The sequence below is a fragment of the Halorubrum sp. AJ67 genome (assembly GCF_000513435.1).
In genome coordinates this window covers 1-3353 of sequence record NZ_CBVY010000021.1, presented here as the reverse complement: position 1 = coordinate 3353, position 3353 = coordinate 1, and the positions used below count along the sequence as shown (strand labels likewise).

The following is a 3353-nucleotide window of genomic DNA, read 5'->3' as shown; positions in this document are numbered from 1 at the left end:
CCGAGCGCCTCGGGGTCCGTGCCGTCGACGCCCGGGCCGCGCGCGTACGCCATCGCGAGGACGGGCAGCCCGAGCCGCTCGGCGTCCGCGGTCAGCTCCGCCAGCTCCTCGATCTGGTCCGGCTCGTACTCCGAGCCGACGTTGATGTGGAAGGAAACGGCGTCAGCGCCCGCGCGGACCGCGTCCTCGGCGGTTCCGGTAACCCGTTTGTCCTGTTCGTCCGGCCCGATCGTCGTCGAGCCGTTGAGGTGGACGATGTAGCCCGCGTCGTTCTTGTTCTCGTGGACGCGTGGGGCGATCCCGCGCTGGGTGAGCACCGCGTCCGCGCCGCCGCTGGTGACGCCGTCTATCGTCGACTCGATGTCGACGAGCCCCTCGACGGCACCCATCGTGATCCCGTGGTCCATCGGGACGATGAGGTATCGGTCGTTCGTGGAGATGCGGTCGAGTCGTGCCGAGAGTCCTGCTGTCATGGTGAGATCGGTCGTTGTGTGAGCGTGTGTCAATCGGAGGTAAGTGGGTTTCGTTCGGGGACGTATTGGTTCGTTTCGGCTCAGGCGGACTCGACGGTCTCGGTCCGCGAGCGGTGGCCGCGCTCGGCCCCCGACTTCAGCTCCCGGGAGAGCGCCTCCAGCCGGTCGGCGACCTCGGCGGTCGATGAGTCCTCCGCGACGCCCTCGGCGACCACGTCGACGAGCGCCGAGCCGACGATGATCCCGTCCGCGCCGCCCGCGACGATCCGCTCGGCGTGGTCGCCCGTCGAGATGCCGAACCCGACCGCCTTCGGCACGTCGTACTCGCCCAACCGGTCGAGGCTCGCCGTCGTCTGGTCCGAGACGTCGTCGCGAGCGCCCGTGGTCCCCAGCCGCGCCTGAACGTACACGTAGCCGGAGACGTTGGCCATCATGCGATCCAGTCGGTCGCCGCGCGTCGTCGGGGCGACGATGAAGATCAGGTCCAGCCCGAACTCGTCGCACGCCTCGCGGAGGGGGTCGGCCTCCTCCGCGGGGAGGTCGGGGACGACGAGCCCTTGGATTCCGGCGGCCGCGGCACGCTCGACGAAGGGGCGTGGTCCCTCGCCCTCGCCGTACTGGTAGATCAGATTGTAGTACGTCATACAGACCAAGGCGGCGTCGACCTCCAGCTCCTCGGCGAACGCGAAGAACCGCTCCGGCGTCATCCCCGCGTCGAGCGAGCGGACGAGCGCCTCTTGGATCGTCGACCCCTCCGCGATAGGCTCCGAGAAGGGGAGTCCGAGTTCGATCACGTCCGCGCCGCCGCGGTCGAGCGCTTCGACGTACGCCTTCGACGACTCGTAGTCGGGGTCGCCCACGACGAGGTACGGGACGTACGCCGGCCCGTCCGCGAACGCCGCGTCGAGCGCGTCGGCGTTCGCCATCTACATTCCCCCCGTGAACATCGACATGTCGGGCGCGCCCTCGATATCGCGCTTATCCGTCTCCTCGATGGCGGCGTCGAGGTCCTTGTCGCCGCGCCCGGAGACGTTCACGACCACGCGCTCGCCGAGGTCGTCATGGTGCTCTTCGAGGTAGCCAAACGCGTGCGCCGTCTCCAACGCGGGGATGATCCCCTCGGTGTTCGAGAGCCGGTGGAACCCCTCCAAGGCGGCGTCGTCGTCGACCGCGACCGGCTCGACGCGTCCCTCGTCGACGAGGTACGCCAGTTCGGGCCCGACGCCGGCGTAGTCCAGCCCGGAGGAGACCGAGTGGCTCTCCATGATCTGGCCGTCGGAGTCCTGAAGCAGCTTCGTGCGCGCGCCGTGGAGGACGCCCTCCTCGCCGGCGAAAAGCGACGCGGAGTTCGGCGCGACGCCCGCCTCCTCGTCGACCTCCAGCGTCGAGCCGCCGGCCTCGACCGCGTGGAGCGCGACCGACTCGTCGTCGACGAACTCGGCGAACGACCCCATCGTGTTCGACCCGCCGCCCGCGCAGGCGACCACGTCGGTCGGGAGCCCGCCCGTTTTCTCTCTCGCCTGCTCGCGGGCCTCCTCTGAGATGACCGCCTGGAAGTCGCGGACCATCACCGGGAACGGGTGCGGGCCGACGATAGAGCCGATCACGTAGTGGGTGTCCTCGACCGTCTCCGCCCAGTCGCGCATCGTCTCGGAGATGGCCTCCTTCAGCGTCCCGCGGCCGGTGGTGACCGGCTTCACCTCCGAGCCGTTGAGCTTCATCCGGAACACGTTGGGGCGCTGGCGGTTGATGTCGCGCTCGCCCATGTAGATCGTACAGGGCATGTCGAGGTGCGCGGCCGCCATCGCGGTCGCGGTGCCGTGTTGGCCGGCTCCCGTCTCCGCGATGATCCGCTCTTTGCCCATGTACTTCGCCAAGAGGACCTGTCCGAGCGCGTTGTTCAGCTTGTGCGCGCCGCCGTGAAGGAGGTCCTCGCGCTTGAGGTACACCTCCGTGTCGTAGCGCTCCGAGAGCCGGTCGGCGCGCTGGAGCGGGGTCGGCCGGCCGCCGAAGTCGGCGAGCCGCTCCCGGAACTCGTCGACGAACCCGTCCTCGTTGTCGAGGACGTAGCGCTCGTAGGCGTCGGTCAGCTCTTCGATCGCCGGCATCAGCGCCTCAGGGACGTACTGGCCGCCGTAGCGGCCGAACTTCCCGTCGTCGCGGCCGCGCTCGCGGCCGGGGCGTCGCGCCGTCTCCGTTTCCTCCGTCGTCCGCGTGTCGGTCTCGCTCATGTGGTGTGTTCCGTGGTCTCCGCTCGCGTCAGTTCTCGCGTGTTCGCCTCGACGTCGCCGTCCATGATCGCGCTGCCGACGAGCAGGGCGTCCGCGCCGGCCGCACGCATCCGGCGGACGTCAGCGGGCGACCCGATGCCGCTCTCGGCGATCAGCGTCACCTCGTCCGGGACGTGGGGTGCCACGGACTCGAAGGTTCCGAGGTCGACGACCAGCTCCGCGAGGTCGCGGTTGTTGACGCCGACCGTCGTCGCGCCCGCGTCGAGCGCGCGCTCCAGCTCCTCCCGGTCGTGGACCTCGACGAGCACCTGGAAGCCGCGGTCGCGGGCGGCCGCGAGCAGGTCCGGGAGGTCGTCGCCGACGAACCGGGCGATGAGCAGGACGACGTCGCTCTCGACGGCGTCGAGCTGGTCCTCGTCGACGACGAAGTCCTTCCGCAGGACCGGCACGTCGACGGCGTCGCGCACGCGTTCGAGGGTGTCGACGCTCCCGCCGAAGTGTTCCGGCTCGGTGAGCACGCTCAGGGCGGCCGCGCCGCCCGTGACCATCCCCTCCGCGAGCGCGACCGGGTCGTCCTCGCGGGCCCCGTCGGTCGTCGGACTGGTCGGTTTTACCTCGGCGATCACCGGGACGCGCCCGTCGGCCTCGG

General features: G+C 70.1%; 3 protein-coding genes and 1 pseudogene. All 4 read right to left on the bottom strand.

Annotation, left to right across the window (positions count from 1 at the left end; translation table 11 throughout):
- Positions 1-473: pseudogene (locus tag BN903_RS13595) on the bottom strand (fructose-bisphosphate aldolase); the annotation flags it as partial.
- An 80-nt stretch (positions 474-553) separates the two neighbouring features.
- The gene (gene trpA / locus BN903_RS13590) at positions 554-1399 is read right to left on the bottom strand and encodes a tryptophan synthase subunit alpha (RefSeq protein ID WP_048078249.1); all 846 of its coding nucleotides are present in this window, start codon (positions 1397-1399) and stop codon (positions 554-556) included.
- Positions 1400-2704, bottom strand: coding sequence for a tryptophan synthase subunit beta (gene trpB / locus BN903_RS13585; RefSeq protein ID WP_048078248.1), 1305 nt, complete (start codon positions 2702-2704; stop codon positions 1400-1402).
- Positions 2701-3353, bottom strand: a 653-nt coding sequence (trpC, locus tag BN903_RS13580) for an indole-3-glycerol phosphate synthase (RefSeq protein WP_048078247.1), incomplete at its 5' end; no start/stop codon positions are given. The genes trpC and trpB, both read right to left, overlap by 4 nt.